Annotated in this window: 17 protein-coding genes; 11 read left to right on the forward strand and 6 right to left on the reverse strand. The window is 42.1% G+C overall.

Annotation, left to right across the window (positions count from 1 at the left end):
* Window positions 1-2 precede the first annotated feature (2 nt).
* From pabB to nagE, 3 genes are all read left to right on the forward strand, one after another.
* Window positions 3-1,742, forward strand: a complete 1,740-nt coding sequence (pabB, locus tag BLV00_RS03745; protein WP_093042539.1) for an aminodeoxychorismate synthase component I — start codon at window positions 3-5, stop codon at window positions 1,740-1,742.
* A gap of 140 nt (window positions 1,743-1,882) precedes the next feature.
* Entirely contained in the window at window positions 1,883-2,056 is a 174-nt protein-coding gene (locus tag BLV00_RS21850; protein WP_176791311.1) for a hypothetical protein, read from the forward strand.
* Between the two features lie 421 nt (window positions 2,057-2,477).
* Complete coding sequence (gene nagE / locus BLV00_RS03750) at window positions 2,478-4,412, forward strand: N-acetylglucosamine-specific PTS transporter subunit IIBC (RefSeq protein ID WP_093042541.1); 1,935 nt, start codon at window positions 2,478-2,480, stop codon at window positions 4,410-4,412.
* Window positions 4,413-4,551: 139 nt separating this feature from the next.
* Here nagE and BLV00_RS03755 read toward each other — a convergent pair whose 3' ends face one another.
* On the reverse strand, window positions 4,552-5,040 hold the full coding sequence (locus BLV00_RS03755) for a nucleoside deaminase (RefSeq protein ID WP_093042543.1): 489 nt from the start codon (window positions 5,038-5,040) through the stop codon (window positions 4,552-4,554).
* A gap of 177 nt (window positions 5,041-5,217) precedes the next feature.
* A complete protein-coding gene (locus BLV00_RS03760) occupies window positions 5,218-5,829 on the reverse strand; it encodes a peroxiredoxin (protein WP_176791316.1) in 612 nt (203 codons plus the stop codon).
* A gap of 126 nt (window positions 5,830-5,955) precedes the next feature.
* Here BLV00_RS03760 and BLV00_RS03770 point away from each other — a divergent pair, with 126 nt between their 5' ends.
* Window positions 5,956-6,426 (forward strand): DinB family protein, encoded by a 471-nt coding sequence (locus tag BLV00_RS03770; RefSeq protein WP_093042735.1) that lies wholly within the window; start codon window positions 5,956-5,958, stop codon window positions 6,424-6,426.
* 20 nt (window positions 6,427-6,446) lie between these two features.
* Here BLV00_RS03770 and BLV00_RS03775 read toward each other — a convergent pair whose 3' ends face one another.
* Window positions 6,447-7,604, reverse strand: a complete 1,158-nt coding sequence (locus BLV00_RS03775) for an MFS transporter (protein ID WP_093042549.1) — start codon at window positions 7,602-7,604, stop codon at window positions 6,447-6,449.
* 135 nt (window positions 7,605-7,739) lie between these two features.
* On the opposite strand from BLV00_RS03775, the gene BLV00_RS03780 reads away from it, so the two are divergent.
* On the forward strand, window positions 7,740-8,498 hold the full coding sequence (locus BLV00_RS03780; protein ID WP_093042551.1) for a TrmB family transcriptional regulator: 759 nt from the start codon (window positions 7,740-7,742) through the stop codon (window positions 8,496-8,498).
* Between the two features lie 306 nt (window positions 8,499-8,804).
* Entirely contained in the window at window positions 8,805-9,200 is a 396-nt protein-coding gene (locus BLV00_RS03785; protein ID WP_342721969.1) for an HIT family protein, read from the forward strand.
* 11 nt (window positions 9,201-9,211) lie between these two features.
* Here the strand turns inward: BLV00_RS03785 and BLV00_RS03790 are convergent, their stop codons facing one another.
* On the reverse strand, window positions 9,212-9,661 hold the full coding sequence (locus BLV00_RS03790; protein ID WP_093042555.1) for a hypothetical protein: 450 nt from the start codon (window positions 9,659-9,661) through the stop codon (window positions 9,212-9,214).
* A 164-nt stretch (window positions 9,662-9,825) separates the two neighbouring features.
* Here BLV00_RS03790 and BLV00_RS03795 point away from each other — a divergent pair, with 164 nt between their 5' ends.
* Window positions 9,826-10,656 (forward strand): STAS domain-containing protein, encoded by an 831-nt coding sequence (locus tag BLV00_RS03795; protein WP_093042557.1) that lies wholly within the window; start codon window positions 9,826-9,828, stop codon window positions 10,654-10,656.
* Window positions 10,657-10,749: 93 nt separating this feature from the next.
* Here the strand turns inward: BLV00_RS03795 and BLV00_RS03800 are convergent, their stop codons facing one another.
* Window positions 10,750-11,460: a nucleotidyltransferase domain-containing protein gene (locus tag BLV00_RS03800; protein ID WP_093042559.1), complete on the reverse strand. Its 711-nt coding sequence runs from the start codon at window positions 11,458-11,460 to the stop codon at window positions 10,750-10,752.
* Between the two features lie 142 nt (window positions 11,461-11,602).
* Between BLV00_RS03800 and BLV00_RS03805 the strand changes: the two genes are divergently transcribed.
* The 3 genes from BLV00_RS03805 (at window position 11,603) to BLV00_RS21855 (ending at window position 14,476) form a co-directional block, all read left to right on the forward strand.
* Window positions 11,603-12,490 carry a vanadium-dependent haloperoxidase gene (locus BLV00_RS03805; RefSeq protein WP_093042561.1) on the forward strand — a complete coding sequence of 296 codons (888 nt, stop codon included), beginning with the start codon at window positions 11,603-11,605 and terminating at the stop codon, window positions 12,488-12,490.
* Between the two features lie 748 nt (window positions 12,491-13,238).
* On the forward strand, window positions 13,239-14,309 hold the full coding sequence (locus BLV00_RS03810; RefSeq protein ID WP_143030673.1) for an AimR family lysis-lysogeny pheromone receptor: 1,071 nt from the start codon (window positions 13,239-13,241) through the stop codon (window positions 14,307-14,309).
* A 14-nt stretch (window positions 14,310-14,323) separates the two neighbouring features.
* The gene (locus BLV00_RS21855) at window positions 14,324-14,476 is read left to right on the forward strand and encodes a hypothetical protein (RefSeq protein ID WP_176791312.1); all 153 of its coding nucleotides are present in this window, start codon (window positions 14,324-14,326) and stop codon (window positions 14,474-14,476) included.
* 130 nt (window positions 14,477-14,606) lie between these two features.
* Here BLV00_RS21855 and BLV00_RS03815 read toward each other — a convergent pair whose 3' ends face one another.
* Complete coding sequence (locus BLV00_RS03815) at window positions 14,607-15,779, reverse strand: pyridoxal phosphate-dependent aminotransferase (protein ID WP_093042565.1); 1,173 nt, start codon at window positions 15,777-15,779, stop codon at window positions 14,607-14,609.
* A gap of 112 nt (window positions 15,780-15,891) precedes the next feature.
* Between BLV00_RS03815 and BLV00_RS03820 the strand changes: the two genes are divergently transcribed.
* Window positions 15,892-16,674 carry a carbon-nitrogen family hydrolase gene (locus BLV00_RS03820; protein WP_093042567.1) on the forward strand — a complete coding sequence of 261 codons (783 nt, stop codon included), beginning with the start codon at window positions 15,892-15,894 and terminating at the stop codon, window positions 16,672-16,674.
* Window positions 16,675-16,716 lie beyond the last annotated feature (42 nt).

Below are 16,716 nucleotides of genomic sequence, written 5' to 3' on the forward strand. Positions count from 1 at the left end.
CCATGGAAACGTTCTTACAGTTCGACTTTTCTGAAACAGCTTATGAGCAGCCGATCTGTTTTACGGATCCAATCAAAGTTATTGAGGTTTTCTGCATAGAAGAAGTACCAGCAGCTTTTCATGAGTTAGAAGCGGCAACCCAGGAAGGGTATTATGTAGCGGGGTTTGTTTCTTATGAAGCTGCCCCTGGGTTCGATTCTGCATTTCACGTCCATCAGACAAATGGTGACTTTCCCCTCGTCTGGTTTGGAATTTTTGAGAATCCTGTCGATGCAAATTCCTGGACTGAGTCTCAACCTGACTATCGAATTTCCGATTGGAAACTGGATACAGACGAGGAAGAATATCACCAGGGGATTTCCTCTATCAAACAAGCGATTGAAGAAGGAAATACCTATCAAGTCAATTATACAGCGAGACTGACTGCACAATTTCAAGGAAATGATTACGCTTTTTATCAACAGTTGAAAGAAAATCAGCAGTCTGCTTATGCTTCCTATTTGAATATAGGGAATTACCGTGTTTTATCTGCATCACCAGAACTCTTTTTCCAGGTCAGCAAGGGCAGCATCAAGACCAAGCCGATGAAAGGTACAGCAACACGAGGAAGAAGTATAAGAGAAGACGAGCAGCTTAAACAGAAGCTCTATACTTCTGAAAAAGACAGGGCAGAGAATCTCATGATTGTCGATTTGCTGCGTAACGATATCGGCCGGATCGCGAGGCCAGGAACGGTAAAAGTGCCAAAGTTGTTTGAAGTAGAATCTTATCCAACTGTACATCAGATGACATCTACGGTTGAAGCGGAATTAGACCCTGCTGCTAAGATATATGATTGGTTCCAAGCCTTATTTCCTTGCGGTTCGATAACAGGCGCTCCTAAAATAAGTACGATGAATTATATCTCCAAACTCGAAAAATCCCCCCGGCATATCTACTGTGGAGCTATCGGTTTCATTACTCCTGACAAGGAAGCGATATTCAATGTACCGATCAGGACAGTTTTGATTGATAAGGAAGCAGAGACAGCCACTTACGGAGCAGGTGGTGGAATCACATGGGACTCTACAGTAGAAGGAGAGTACGAAGAATTGATGGCGAAAGCCGGTCTGCTGAAGGAAAAAAGGCCGTCGTTTCATTTATTAGAATCACTCAAACTGCAAGATGGTCACTATCCTTTATTCCAGCGACATATTGACCGTCTGCTATCCTCAGCCCTTTATTTCGGTTTTGCCATGGATGTTGAAAAAGTATCGCATGCTTTGCAGCATAGCGCTGCTGACAAAACCGCGGGAGATTTCAAAGTTCGATTGCTAGTGAGCAAATCTGGTGAAGTCATGGTGGAAACGGCTGCTATCCGTCCCCTGGACACTGTGATCTGTTCTCTGGCAAAAACTCCAGTTGATAAGAAGAACCCTTTTTTATATCACAAGACGACACACCGCGAAGTTTATGATGAACTTAGCCGGACAGCTCCGGAAGATGCTTTTTCCGTGCTCCTTTGGAATGAAGATGAAGAACTGACAGAATTCACGATCGGTAATCTTGTGATAGAGAAGCAAGGAAAGTATTACACACCCCCGATCAAATGCGGGCTTCTTGCTGGGACATTTCGTCAAGAACTCTTAGAACAGCACGTTATCGCAGAGCAGGTAATCCATAAGAAAGACCTTAATGAAGCAAATTCGATTTGGATGATAAACGGAGTAAGAGGCTGGATTCCTGTACAGATGATCAGGTGAAACACTGAAAAGATACGACATTGATCGTGTCTTTTTTTTGCTTTGTTTAATATATGTATAATATATGTTTAATTTTATATTTATATATGTAAGGGAGAGGATAAAAAGTACAGATCAATATTAAATAGAGGTTGAACGTCATGGTGAAAAAACTGGATTTCAGAGAGATATTGAAGCCGAATCTGTTATTAGGACCTGGTGTGCAGATGGTGAAAGGGGTCGCCTATGACTCTAGAGAAATATCTTTTCGTTTGTATTTGAAAATACAGATGGCCACCGATATATCCGTGCTGCTATCGATGCTGGAGCAGTAGGCATTATTGGGTCAAATAAAGACCGGTTGTTACCATACGCAGGAAGTCATCCCTCCCTCACTTTTGTAGAAGTGAACGACGGAAACATCAAAGGTGAGAATGTCCCTTATTCAGAAACAGTAGTAAATGAACAATATCTATCGAAGTAAAATCTCATACCAGTTGTAATGAATGAGTCGATGGGTGAAATCTGCCTTATAGTAAGGTTGTTTTTATTTTCAGCAAATATGACACATGAGCTGGGGACGCGGTACGAAAAAACTTTATCTCTTAAGGAATTTTTTTCAGGGAGAAGCTAATTATAAATAATAATTAAACACTGCTAAACTTACCCATCTGGTCTATACGTCTATATAAGCGGGTGTTATAATCTAATTAAGCGGTTTCAATTTCAAGTACATAAAAAGGGAGGAAAAAAGATATGTTAGCATTTTTGCAACGTATTGGTAAGTCATTGATGTTTCCGATTGCCATGCTGCCAGCAGCTGCATTGCTTGTGCGGCTGGGTGCAGAAGACATGTTGGACATTCCGTTTGTTGCACAGGCAGGTAACGGAATCCTGGCTAACCTGGCACTGATCTTTGCCATTGGTGTTGCTATGGGTTTTGCCAAAGATGGAAGCGGAGGGGCAGCCTTATCGGGGGCTGTAGGTTACCTCGTCTTAACCGGAGGGGTAGAGTCTTTCGGTGATGACTTGAGTATGGGAGTCTTCGGGGGTATTATTGCAGGTATCATTGCAGGGTTATTATATAATCGTTTTTACCAGACCCAACTTCCTGATTGGCTTTCATTCTTTGGTGGAAAAAGGTTTGTTCCGATTATCACTGCTGTTGTGATGGTAGTGTTATCCGGTGTTTTCGGTTTCATTTGGCCGCCGATTCAGGCAGCTATCAATGGATTAGGAGAATGGATGCTTGGTGCAGGCGCGCTCGGCGTAGGTGCCTACGGTTTTTTCAACCGACTATTGATACCAATCGGTTTGCACCACGTTATCAATACTGTCGTATGGTTTGATTTTGGATCGTATATGCCACCTGGAGCTGACGAAGTAGTTCGCGGGGAAATCAGCCGTTTCTTGGCCGGTGATCCTAGTGCTGGAAGCTTCTTAGCCGGGTTCTTCCCGATTATGATGTTTGGTCTTCCAGCTGCCTGTCTTGCTATGTATGCAGCAGCGAAAAAGCATCGCAGAGCTGCTGTTGGAGGAATGCTATTCAGTATTGCAGTCACATCTTTCCTGACAGGGGTAACAGAACCTATTGAATTTTCTTTCATGTTCCTGTCTCCATTACTATATGTGGTACACGCCTTATTGACGGCACTCTCAATGATGGTATCGCTTTGGCTCGATATCAGGCATGGATTCGGATTTTCTGCCGGGTTCATTGATTATTTATTGAACTTCGGTATCGCCGATAAACCGATCATGCTGTTTATCCAAGGTTTAGTGTTTGCGGTTATCTACTTTGTCATTTTCTACGCCTTGATTGTAAAACTGGACCTGAAAACACCAGGACGTGAGGATGAAGACGAAGTACTTGCAGAGGAGAACCAGCAAGTCGGTCAGCCTTCCAGCGGCAAAGGCAGAGATTATGATACGAAAGCGTATCATTACCTTACTGCGCTTGGCGGACCAGAAAATATCAAGACATTGGACTATTGCGCCACCCGCCTTCGTCTCCAAATGAATGACATGGAAGCGGTAGATGAAAAAGCTCTTAAACGTCAAGGCGCCAATGGTGTGATGAAGCTAAATAAAACCAACATGCACGTTATCGTCGGTACAACCGTTGATTTTCTGGCAGAAGCAATGCGTAAACGAATGGATAGCAATGATATGCAGGCTCCTGGTGGAGAAGCGGTTCAGGAGGACACAAAGACTGATGGAAGCGCAGGATTGCCTGCATTGGATAAAGCGGATATTGTTTCTCCAGCAAAAGGAAAATTAATGAATTTGAGTGAGGTTCCTGATGAAGTATTCGCTCAAAAAATGATGGGCGAAGGCTTTGCCATCGATCCTGCTGATGGGTTATTCGTATCTCCAGTAGATGGGGAAATCATCAATGTATTCCCGACAAAGCACGCGATCGGCATCAAGGCTGACAGCGGCCATGAAATTTTGGTGCACGTCGGACTGGACACGGTAAAGCTTCAAGGCGAAGGTTTTGAAGTATTTGTAACAGAAGGTCAACGTGTCAAAATGGGCGATAAACTGTTGCATGCGGATCTCGATTATTTGAAAGCGAATGTACCGTCCACCATTTCTCCAATCGTATTTACGAATTTAAATGAAGGAGAAAAGGTATCTGTTACAGAAGCAAAAGACGTCAATGTCAACGAAAGAAACATTTTATATTAAATCAAAAAGCCAGGACTCCTATTTTATGGAATCCTGGCTTTTTATTTTTACTTTATGAAGATATTATTTTGTTAAAAGAAAAAAGTATAAGAAAAACTAAGGCTTTCGCCATAAGAATTTGGCTATAAGCCGAGTTTTTCTAACAAGGCCTATAGCCTTCTAAAATTACCTCTGCATCAAAAGAGGAGTAAGTTTTAATCAAGTTAGCTGATTCTTCAGCCCGGATACCCCCCAGGTAGTTGTGCAGCCGTTCATCAATGTAAGGGAGATTTTTTATCATTTTTTCCGTACCCATATATTTGTCTTCTACAGCGAACACAACATTCCTGATGTTTGCCATGATAAGGGCAGAGATACACATGATACATGGCTCGACGGTAGTATAGAGGACACATTCCCTGGCATGTTCCTGCAAATAGTCCGCGTTGTTATGCAGGGCCTCAATTTCTGCATGAGCGATATTATCTTTGGAAGTTTTAATTTGATTTGAACCTCTTGTGATGATTTCACTGTTATGGACAATTACGGCACCAATCGGTTTATCGTTCCGCTTGCCCGCCTTTTCTGCTTCCTGTAATGCTTCGTCCATAAAAAACTCATGATTCAGTTCATTGAATTTCTCGACCACTAGTAGTCCCCCTTTTTGACTCTCCTAAAGCATCCGTTAAAATTTGTTGTGCTTCTACATAACGGGAGGGTCACAGTTCCCTCCTGTTTCTAAGCAACTACCTTGAATTATATCAAATCATACTTTCGCATATAAAAAGCCCAGATGATAGGGATCATCCAGGCCTTACACCAACCCTTAAATTTTGCCGATCATGCTCAGGTCACGCTTGATTCCTGGCTGTCCTGGCACCCAATTCGCAGGGACGCCTTCGCCTGTTCTTCTTCCATATTGTATTCCTTGTATCAAACGCAAAATCTCTGGTACGATACGTCCGACTTCCGGCGGATTGACCAGCTTGGCAGCTATTATGCCTTCCGGGTCGATGATGGTGGTGACGCGAAAAGCGGCTCCCGTTTTTGGATTGAAGGCCCGATAGGCTTTACTGATCGAATGTGTCCGGTCACTTACAAGAGGGAATGTGACCTGGGAGGCAGATGGCGACGTTTCTGTAAATACTTTATGAGCGTATACACTATCGGTGCTGATGGCTAACACTGCCGTATTCAATTGTTTGAGATACGGATGAATAGCAGCGACCGCTGCCAATTCTGTCGGTCAGACAAACGTGAAGTCGCTGGCATAGAAAAACAACACCACCCATTTTCCCTGGTAGTTTTCCAAGTTGATCGGGATGATTTTTTTGGTGGTATTATCATAGGCTTCCGCCTGGAAGGAAGGAGCCGTGTCATTCGTCTGAGCGCAAAATGGCAGTTCACAGGCATTGAAGTCATTTACGGACAAATCCATAAGTTCACCTCGTTTCACGGCGTTTTTTACATCATATTCAATGTGTTGCTTATTCATGAGCAAAGCAGGAAAGGAGGCTGCTGAAAGCGAACTAGGATATAGATGAAAACGGATGGAGGAATTTGGATGAACGAAAGACAGGTTTTTGCACAGTGGAGAATGTGGAGGGGGTGGCTGCTGGAGCTTTTAAGGGAACTGCCGGAAGAACAGTGGGATGAGATACCTAGCCACCATGCCAATAATATCAGGTGGAATGCTGGTCATATTCTCGTTGGATGGGATCATACGGTTTGTACCCATCTCAAGCAGGAACGAATGCTGCCATTGCGTTATCACCTTTTGTTTCCAAGAGATAGCCGGCCTGAAGACTGGAAAGAAAATCCTCCAGCAAAGCAAGAGCTGATCATGCATTTGGAGCAGCAGCCGGATAAATTGATCGAGCTAAGTAAAAATATGCTGGATTCCGCTTTGGAAGAGCCTTTTCTGCATATGCGGACGCTGGGCGAGATGTTTTTATTTCATATCTCACATGAGAGCCTGCATTTATCGGTTATTAGTATGATAAACAAAGTTAATAAAAATGCCAGACACCTTTGATTGGATGTCTGGCATTTTTATTAGTGGGAAAGAGCAGGTTTCGGTTGTTTGGCCATCGAGAATACTGCTGCCGCCAGGGCAATGATGATGAAAAATCCCCCGGTAGTTGCATTATACTCTACAGAAGCCTGCTCGATGACGATACCTCCGATAAAAGATCCAAACGCGATTCCAAAGTGAAGAGCTGAATTGTTCAAGCTTTGCTGGATATCGGACGTTTCTGGTGAAGATTGTATCAAATAACTTTGCATGGCTGGTGTAATCGCCCAGCTAAGCATACTCCATATCACCATGACGCTTAAGAAAAGCGGCAGGGAGAAGGTGGTATATGGGATTGCGAAAATCGATATTCCGAAGACCACAATAATTCCGATGATCGTAGGTTTGGTACCGAAGCGGTCGGATAGCATACCGCCGACTCCACCACCGATGACAGCTGCCACACCAAAAATCAGATAGATGATACTTACCCAGGTCCCATTCAGCCCCATTGTCATTTTTAAAAATGGAGTCAAATAGCCATATAAAGCTAAGTGCCCCGTCAAAAATAAGAATGAAGTAAATTGTGCAAATAGAATTTTTCTGTTTTTTAAGGTAGCCAATTGTTGTTTAATTGGGATAGCTGGCTTCGGTTCAATTTTGCCCATGAAGAAGTAAACTCCCATCATGGAAATGACCGTTAATATCGTGATCAATACGAACGGGGCCCTCCATCCAAAGGCATTACCAAGCATCAATCCGATCGGCACACCCAACACAAGGGAAGCGCTAATACCCATGAAGACGACACCGATCGCGCGGGCACGATATTTTTCTTCGACAATATTGGATGCCATGGTGACGCAAAGTACGACCAATAATGAGCCACTGACGGCAGAGACGATTCTTGCAAGCAACAGTACCAGATAGGAAGGACTGAGGACTGCAATCAGGTTTCCAAAAAGAAAGATGGCCAGGGAAATCAATGTAAGCCGCTTTCTTTCGACTTTTGCTGTAGCCGTTAGTAAAATGGGCGCCGCAATCGCAAAGACAAGCGAAAATATAGTGATAAGCAGCCCTGCCTGTCCAAGGCTGACTTGTAAACTGTCTGCTACTAAATCTAAAATGCCCCCAATGATCAGTTCGACCATTCCGACAATAAACGAGACGATCGTCAGTAAATATACACGTTTATCCATAATAAATGACGTCCTTTCATTTTTGTTACCACTATAATAGTAACTATCTAAAAGGAGAAAGACAAGTGTAAATTACATCCTTATTTTTCTGTGCTATGATGAAAGCAATAAAATGTAAGCAAGGAGTTCTGAAATATGCTGCAACAGTTTGGTTTCACGCAATATGAAAGTCAAGTTTATCAATCCTTGATCACTGTCGATCAGCCCCTCGATGCTACAACGATCGTAAAGCAATCGGGAGTGCCGCGTGCGAAAGTATATGAAGTTCTCCATCGTTTAAGTGAAAAAGGGATGATTTTAGAAGCGACTACGGGAAAAAAGCGGCTCTATACTCCCCTTCCTATCGAAACAACGATTCAGAAGCTGAAAGCTGATTTTGAAGCGAATATCGAGCAGTTAAAGGAAGCGAAAAGCAAGCAGGCACCCAAAGATGACCGTGTCTGGACATTGAAAGAAGATCAATCGATCCAGGCAGTGTTACAAGAACTATTGCAACGAGCGGAACATTCTGTGTTTATCTCCGGGTGGGCGGATGATATTTCTTCAAACCTGGATTTATTAGAGGAAAAGTATCGAGCAGGCTTAGTAGTCAATATCCATGTGATCGGAGAAATAAAAACGACCATCCCCGGGGTTTCTACGTTGATTCCTGATACCCACCATGAAGCACTTGAACGGAGCAGAATCGTAATAGTCGATGAAGAAGAAATGTTGTTTGCAGGCGTAGAAGATTTCAGGTGGCAGGCAATACGAACCCAATCTGGGCCGCTGGTCAAATTCTTTACGGAGTTTTTCTATCATGATGTGGCACTGACGGAGATTACCCAAAAATATAAAGACACAGTCATGAGAGACGAGGAAATAAAGAAGGTTTTAATGAAGTTAAGGTACTGACTTTTCGTTACTATATAAACGATGTTGTTCCCACGGACTTTACATCCTAGCGGAAAAAGATCCTTTATCCATCGTAATATTTAACAGCGCCTAAAAAAAATTTTGTCAAAAAAAAGGGCCCTCTGTCGTTCAGAGGGCATGGGAAAGTGAAATATACAAAAGGGAGGTCACCCTTTGAATTATACGTTAATACATAAAAGCGAGAAAGTAAATGAACCAAAAGGACTTACAAATATTCAAAAATTGTAAAAAGATAAGGAATCATGGTTTTTTAACCAGATTTCAGCAAATGGGAGGATGACTGAAATGAGTGATTGTTTATTTTGCAACATCGTAGAAGATGGGGATCAACAGATTATCCTGGAAAATCGCACATGCTATTATATTCAAAAAAAGTCTGAACAAACCGTCTTGGAAGGGAGCGGGCTAATCATCCCAAAAGCACATCATCAAAATGTTTTTGAATTGACTGAGGAAGAATGGAAGGATACAAGATCTTTGCTGCTGCAAGCCAAAGAGATTTTAGAGGAGAGTTACTCGCCGGATGGATTCAGTGTCGGATGGAATACAGGGGAAGCCGGGGGGCAATCAATCCCGCACGCCCATCTTCATGTGATTCCTCGTTTTGCTGATGAACCCTATGCTTACAAAGGAATCCGTTACTGGTTGAAGCAGCCGGAAAATAAGCGGGAAAAGCTGTGATATTAAGCAGGTCAAATAGGAACGTGATGCTTTTTTAACATTTTAATATAGACATTGACTACTACAAATCCCGCTAAATAAGTGAAGTATGTCCATAAAATATTCCATCCATTATAATAATGAATCTTACCCGACCAAAGAACCAGGAGTTCGATAAAAGTGGTGAGGATAGAAAACAATAAAATAAGCTTCCATGTGTCTATGGGTTTCTTTTCCTTTACATAGGCAAATAAATTGGTGATTAAAGGGAAGTAACCCACACTAATCGGTATGGCAGGTAAGGAAGGGTTTTTGTGAATCGGCTCCACTTCCCAAAACAAAAGGAAACCCCAATCATTGGCAACAAATGCTATCGTGACACCTAAAGGATACATAAGTATGCCTAGGAGAGGACTTTTCTTATAGAGATAAATGAGTATTACCCAGGGAATAAGCAGGCCCAACAGCACATTTGTCCACATAGATACACCTCTTTTTCACTTAGTGTATCCACTGTTCACGCCAATCATTTAAAAACAAAGCTTTAATTTGATAAAATAGTTTATATTAATATTTTAAATATATCTTTTACACATATTTCCAAATGGTAGCAAGCTAAGCTATTAACAAAAAAGGAGGGAATCGCATGGGATTGATATATAAAGAAGGGCAGGAAATCAAAGATTTCATTGCAGCCAATCATGACGAGTTCGAAGAGAACCTATTAAATGAAGCTGTCAATGTAAGAGATGAAATTCAAGGTATTATGATGAAAGGTAATATCGATTTATTGGAAAATGCCCATAAATTGACCTTGCACGTCGTCCTGCAGGAAGACGAAGAAGTAATAGCTTTTGCAAAACAGGAAGGAGTCATATGGGCAAAGCACTCGCTGACACTCTCGTTCAAACTGGAATGGGTACAGGCGATCCGTAGGACGATATGGAACTTCCTCTATGAATACGAACGGTTGAGTGAAAAAACTCCAAATCGGGAGGAGTTCTATCAATTGGAGGAACAAATCAACGATCAGATTGACAAATTCCTCAACTGGTTCTTTCTTAGCTTTTCCGATTTTAAAGATAAACTGCTTGAATCTCAGAAAAAATTGGTAAAGAATCTTTCTGTACCGATTATTCCAATCCAATCCAATGTCTGTATTCTTCCTTTAATTGGAGAAATCAATGAAGAACGTTATCAAGTGATTGAAGAAAAGGTGCTCATGGAAGTAGGGAGATTACATATTCAAACATTGATCATCGACCTATCTGGTGTGGCTGAAATGGAGAAGGAAATCAGCCATTATTTGATGAAAATGTTAGATGGCATCTCTATGATGGGATGTAAGTCTGTCATTACGGGAATGAGCGCAGCCATTGTAAGAAATATGGTCGATGGAGAAATTGACTTTGGAAATAAGGCTGAAATTAAAGGGAATTTGCAGCAGGCTCTGGAGGACTACCTCGTAAAGTTCTGATGCAGGATTGGAAAACTGTCACCCCCAAAAACTATCCAGGGCGTGGCAGTTTTTTTCAAGAGAAAGGTTATTTCTTATACACCGTTTATCATTTCATAAATGTTCTTCTCGATAATCGGAAAACTTTTCACCGCCGAAGGCTTCAAGTTGCTCGTGTACAAGCTCGCAGAGACCCTCTTTTTCCTTTTTAATGATAAATATTTCAAGCGCTGCTGTTATTCGCCTGGCTAATTCGGGATCAAAGCTTCTGAGCGCCCTGGCATACCATTTTCCCCATCCAATCCATTGTTTATTACCTCTGAGAATGAGTTCGGATAAGCAACTGATTAGTTCATGTACGATAAAGACCTCTTCCTCAAAATTGGTGGCACTTCTAAAGTCGGATAACAAATCGGTGATTGTGTAGCGGGCATGATCAATTTGCTGCTGGGTCCAGGCAGAAGGGCCTTCTTTGTAAATTCGCTGAGCTTCGTCTTTGATTTTTCTCCCTTCCTTTTTATCACCGGTAATTTGTTTACCAGCTGCGCACATCTTTACCAGGGTCGGAAGTCCTTTGTATTTTGCCGCTTCAAAATTAATACTGACGGAGCTGGGATGATAGAGGAAGGCTTCGATTTTCCATCCTTCATATAAGTGGCATTCTAATGACGAAGAGGGCTCCTTATTGTCAATGATAACAAGGTCAATGTCTGATTCTGATGTAATATTCCCTTCGACTGTACTGCCTCCAATAAATACAACCAGCGCATCGGGAAAGTAGTCTTCAATAAACCGTGTCGCGGTCTGGATTATAAATTTATCCACTTTCCATCCCCTCCTTTTACTTTAATTATGTTATTCATCTAAAAAAAAAGCGTTAATTCACATTTGTTAGGAAGAATGCCTATATCCATTCCAGTATGTTACATAACCTGATTATAAGAACGGAAGAATCGAGGTGAAATAGATGACGAAAAATAGTTCCTACCCATTATGGACGGAACTTCCTTATGCGGGGGAAGAGTATCCTCCAGAGAAGGGGGTTGAGCCCTATGCTGGTTCCTGGAACACTTATTTTTTACGAAAAGGGGAAGGTGGCTTTGAGACATTAGATGGGAGACCGGTTCAATTTGCGATCGAACAACCGGAACGAATCCGATGGTACCGTCAGTTGAGAATGGTGAAACGTACCCTGGCTAACCTTACTGAAGAAGAAAAAATTATTGCTAAATATTGGGGTTCTGGCCCGCCTTCTAAACAATGGACTCCTATTGCCGACCGACTGATTGACACTTATAACGTAGAAGCGCCGCGAGCCGGAAGGATTTTAGGAGCTTTGTTTGCAGGGCTAAATGATGCTCTGGTAATTACCTGGTATTTTAAATATAAGTGGCTTGTCGCCCGTCCTAATCAGCTTGATGACCAACTTGCGACAGTTATTTGTACTCCGGAACATCCCACGTACCCTTCCGGTCATGCAACAGTATCAGGAGCCGCTGAAGTGATTCTTTCTTATTTCTTTCCTGCTGAAGAAAAACGACTCCGTCAGCTGGCTGAAGAAGATGCTAAGTCTCGCCTTTATGCAGGTGTGCATTTCCCAGTGGATAATGATCAGGGATTAATGCTGGGGCGTCAAATTGGCAGAATTGTAGTCGAACAACTGAGAAAGGAACGAGACAGCCAAGGAAGGACAATCGACTCTCCTTATCGAGAGAACAGGCATGCTTCGCTGATTCCTCCACCATATGAACAGGCAATCCCTTTTGAATTTGACCAGAATTGTAATTCTTTACGAATAGATGACAAGAGCATAGATCGAGAGGTGAACACATCTTCTCCTAAATTATTTATCTAGTTGACGAGGGTAGGCTTCTACCCTCTTTTTTAGTTTTAACTCTGGTAAACATTGTTTTGATATTTCACAAATGCCTTATTCAACTAAAGGGCCGAAAAGTCGAAGACTTGATTTCGAGATGTTTGGTAATGTCTAGGGGCGTTGGGGAAGGATTCGCTTTCCTCGGGGAAGCCGGCAAGCCTCCTCGAGCTAAAGCTCTGCGGGGTCTTGCCAGTCTATCCTTTCCCGCAGGAGTCTCACCCTTCCCCCACGCCCCTTACCACATAAGATTATCGAAATCGCTCTTAAATTTACTTACCCTAAATTGTTAGGAGAATACTATTACAATGCCAGATTGATCCGTTCTTATTGCTTCAAAAGTATGCCATTCGTAACAGAAGTTTCGAGATTCTTACAACCATATGGTGGCTGGAAAAACGGTGAGATTCCTGTGGGATGAACATGATCGGTGAGATCCCGCAAGGCGAAGCCTGAGGAAGCTCACCACATGCCCACGGAAAGCGATCCGTTTTCCCAGCCACCATCATTGCAACCTAAAGTCTCGAAACTGAGTCTTCAGCAAAAGGGAGCTTATCTGTAAAATCAATACTGATTTAATAGAGCTTTAGTTTTATAAAATGGAACTTATCAAAGAATCATTATATAATAGATATATCAAATAATTCTGTAAACTATTGAAACTTTATGGAGTAGGGATAAAAAATCCTGCTTCGTTGATGTGAAAAAGGATAGGTAGATATAGAGGCTATTGTCTGATTTTTTCTTTCAACAAAAATCATTCAGAGTAGAAGGTGTGAAAGTGGAAGACTATCAAGTAATTGAACCCAGCCGTATTGACCGTTTGAAGATGGCTAGCCCTTCCAATATTTACAATACCTATCACCATTTGCTTAAAAAGCACTCCCGGAAGCAGGCAGCAGACCTGACCAAAAGTTATTGCCTGAATACCAATTTTTCACCGGAAGAACAGGTCATCGCATTAGAATTTTTATATATGAATGGTTTTTTTGAAGAAGTTCAGTTGCTGCTGGATACGGGAAAAATAACAGCACCTTATGATTTTTTCTATCAACTGCTATCGAGAAGGAAATTTGGAAGGCCTATGTCCAGACAGGAAGTACGAAGATTGAGGAATTGGAAACAGGATCAAGCTGCTGCAGAGGCATTACGATTATTTATGCTTGTTTACCATCATTATGATAGCAAGCAGTTTGGAAGCCTGGATAATTATATCGATGATATCTATATGGCGATGCATCTCATCGATAAACCACTGGTTAAGTATTATTTTCAGCTTCGTTTTGATGAGTTGATGTTTCAACATCATTGGAAATCAAACATGGGGATGATAGCTAAAAAATATGCCTACAAGGTTATCAATTCAACGTTGTCTTCAGAAAAACAATCGGGTATGTATCATCATCTTGCTTTGATAGAAGTATTCGAGGACTATAGTTCAGCAATGGATTATTTGAATACCTCCATACGGATTGCAGAAGACAATGTTTTGACATCCTCCCTTTATGAATTGAAAGAAAGATCATTACCGTTTATTGCTGCTTTCCATCGTAAAACAGAGGGAGTCGAAACAATAGATCCAGTGGAAGCATCCCATCTGGCAATTGCCGAGGGAAGAATGAAGGAAGCTGAAGCATTCTTATCGTCTCTCCCATCTTTGACACCTTTCCAGGAAACCTATTTAGGAGTGGCACGTAATGATCGATTGTTGCTTCATAGAGCCTACCAACGCTTCAAAAATGAGTATGGAGATCACTTTTTTGCCCGCTTGCCTTTCTATTATTTAAAATATTTGAAGTGAAAAGAGGGAAGATGATGAAAAAGTTGTTGCTGCTTGTTTTATTGTTCTCGTTGATAGGCACTATTAACGTGGTGGACAACCTTGACGATGACAGCCGAATCCAGATCGATAATAGAGTAATAGCAAACAATGATCCGGGAGACGGGGGTATGGGAAGCTGGAAATAAAAAAAGCAGCACAGTGGCTGCTTTTTTTATAGTTTAAGAAAGTTTAACTTTGTTAAAGCATTAAAGTATAAGAAACACTTAGGCTTTCGCCATAAGGACTTGGCGATAAGACTAGTTTTTCTAATGAAATCTAAAAGATATTCAATTTTTTTATACGGTCCAAGGCTTCCTGGATACGTTCTTTTTCCAGGACCAGTCCTACCCGAATATATCCTTCTCCGTGCTCTCCGAAGCCGATGCCTGGGGCGACCAATATTTTTGCTTCTTCAAGCAGCATATCGGCAAATGACGCAGATGTATATCCTTCTGGTACTTTCAGCCATGCAAAAAATGATCCTTCCGGAGCTGCTACATTCCAGCCGATTTCCCGCGCTCCTTCGACCAGCGCTTTCCGTCTGTCTTCATAAAGCTCGACGAGCTCGTCGACACCATCCTGTGAGGCGGTCAATGCCTCGGCAGCAGCATCCTGAACAGCTCCAAATATACTGCAATAAAAGTGATCTTGTATAATATTGATCGCTTCTATAACGGATGGGTTACCTACGGCAAAAGCGATCCGCCAGCCTGCCATGTTATAGGTTTTCGACATCGTATAAATTTCGATTCCAATATCTTTGGCGCCGGGACGTTCCAAGTAACTGACAGGTCTGTTACCATCAAAACCGATCGCTCCATAAGCAAAATCGTGAACGACACATAGATCATTTTTTTCAGCAAATTCAATGGTTTCATCAAAAAATTCCTCAGAAGCCATTGCGCCAGTTGGGTTGTTTGGGTAATTGAGCAACAACATCTTCGATGCTTTTTTCACATCCTCTGGAATATCGTCATAAACCGGCAGGAAGTTATTTTTTTCTAATAATGGCATCTTATGCATCGGGACATTGGCCATAGCCGGACCGGACCAGTAATCTGGATAACCGGGGTCCGGGACAAGCATGGTTTCACCAGGGTTCATCAAGGAAAGCGGAAGCTCAACAAGGCCTGCTTTTGCTCCGAACAATAAAGCCACTTCGGTATCGGGATCGATGTCGACCCCGTATTCGCGCTGGTAGAATTCAGCAACAGCATTCAACAAGTTCTTCTTTCCTCGGAATGGCGGGTATTTATGGTTTTCTATTTCTTCTGAAGCCTCCTGCAGCCGTTTGATTACATGAGGAGGAGTAGGTTTATCAGGGCTTCCCTGTCCAAGGTTGATGACATCGTGCCCTTCTGCCACCGCTTTTTCCATACGGTCAGCTAACACAGCAAAAAATTGTTCCGGCAATTGCTTTAACATATCAGAATGAGGGAAAGTTTTCATAATAGATGAGCCACCCTTTAACATGAATTTTCTTAAACTTCTTTCAATTTAATGTTTAAAATGGTATAACGAAAATTAACATTTGTAAAGGAATGAATGGGGGATGATAGTGATGAAATGGAAGGTAGCCTGTCTTCAGATGGATATTGCTTATGGAGATCCGGAGAAAAATTATAAGGAAGCAGAAAAATGGATAGCAAATGCGGCATCCGAGGCTAATGTGCTGGTGTTGCCTGAAATGTGGACCACTGGGTACGATTTGACTCGTGTGGATGAAATTGCTGATAAAGAAGCCAGACAATCAATTGAATTTTTACAAAAACAAGCGGTTAAACATCAGGTTCATTTAATTGGAGGATCTGTCGCCAATGAAGAAGGGGACGGGGTCAGGAATACATTGCTGATCGTGGATCGCAACGGTCAGCTTATCCATCAATACAGCAAACTGCATTTATTCCAGTTGATGGATGAACATCTCTATTTGGAAGCTGGGAAAGATGAAAGTAGCTTTGAGTTGGATGGAGAATCAGTCGCCGGGTTCATCTGTTATGATCTCCGCTTCCCCGAATGGATGAGTAAGCCTGTCCAACAGGGTGCGAAAGCGTTGTTCGTGGTAGCGGAGTGGCCAGCTCCCCGTGTCAATCATTGGCGTGTCCTGCTCCAGGCAAGAGCAATTGAGAATCAATGCTATGTGGTTGCCTGCAATAGGATCGGTGCCGATCCGAAAAATAAGTTTGCCGGTCATTCGATGATCATTGATCCTTGGGGAGAGATCATAGCCGAAGGAGGAGACGAAGAAGAAATTGTGACTGGTGAAGTGGATTTGAGTGAAGTAGAAGAAATAAGAAAACGAATTCCTATTTTTGATGATCGGAGACCAAATCGATATAGATAATACAGGAAAGCTGGCTTGGAAAAATTAATCCAGGCCGGCTTT

The sequence above is a fragment of the Thalassobacillus cyri genome, from assembly GCF_900107755.1.
GTDB classification, from domain to species: Bacteria; Bacillota; Bacilli; order Bacillales; family Halobacillaceae; genus Thalassobacillus; species Thalassobacillus cyri.

What these genes read in the sequence shown, in the direction of transcription:
- pabB (WP_093042539.1), top strand. Translation starts at nt 3, where the DNA reads ATGGAAACGTTCTTACAGTTCGACTTTTCTGAAACAGCTTATGAGCAG.
- BLV00_RS21850 (WP_176791311.1), top strand. Translation starts at nt 1,883, where the DNA reads ATGGTGAAAAAACTGGATTTCAGAGAGATATTGAAGCCGAATCTGTTA.
- nagE (WP_093042541.1), top strand. Translation starts at nt 2,478, where the DNA reads ATGTTAGCATTTTTGCAACGTATTGGTAAGTCATTGATGTTTCCGATT.
- BLV00_RS03770 (WP_093042735.1), top strand. Translation starts at nt 5,956, where the DNA reads ATGAACGAAAGACAGGTTTTTGCACAGTGGAGAATGTGGAGGGGGTGG.
- BLV00_RS03775 (WP_093042549.1), bottom strand. Translation starts at nt 7,604, where the DNA reads ATGGATAAACGTGTATATTTACTGACGATCGTCTCGTTTATTGTCGGA.
- BLV00_RS03780 (WP_093042551.1), top strand. Translation starts at nt 7,740, where the DNA reads ATGCTGCAACAGTTTGGTTTCACGCAATATGAAAGTCAAGTTTATCAA.
- BLV00_RS03785 (WP_342721969.1), top strand. Translation starts at nt 8,805, where the DNA reads ATGAGTGATTGTTTATTTTGCAACATCGTAGAAGATGGGGATCAACAG.
- BLV00_RS03790 (WP_093042555.1), bottom strand. Translation starts at nt 9,661, where the DNA reads ATGTGGACAAATGTGCTGTTGGGCCTGCTTATTCCCTGGGTAATACTC.
- BLV00_RS03795 (WP_093042557.1), top strand. Translation starts at nt 9,826, where the DNA reads ATGGGATTGATATATAAAGAAGGGCAGGAAATCAAAGATTTCATTGCA.
- BLV00_RS03805 (WP_093042561.1), top strand. Translation starts at nt 11,603, where the DNA reads ATGACGAAAAATAGTTCCTACCCATTATGGACGGAACTTCCTTATGCG.
- BLV00_RS21855 (WP_176791312.1), top strand. Translation starts at nt 14,324, where the DNA reads ATGAAAAAGTTGTTGCTGCTTGTTTTATTGTTCTCGTTGATAGGCACT.
- BLV00_RS03815 (WP_093042565.1), bottom strand. Translation starts at nt 15,779, where the DNA reads ATGAAAACTTTCCCTCATTCTGATATGTTAAAGCAATTGCCGGAACAA.
- BLV00_RS03820 (WP_093042567.1), top strand. Translation starts at nt 15,892, where the DNA reads ATGAAATGGAAGGTAGCCTGTCTTCAGATGGATATTGCTTATGGAGAT.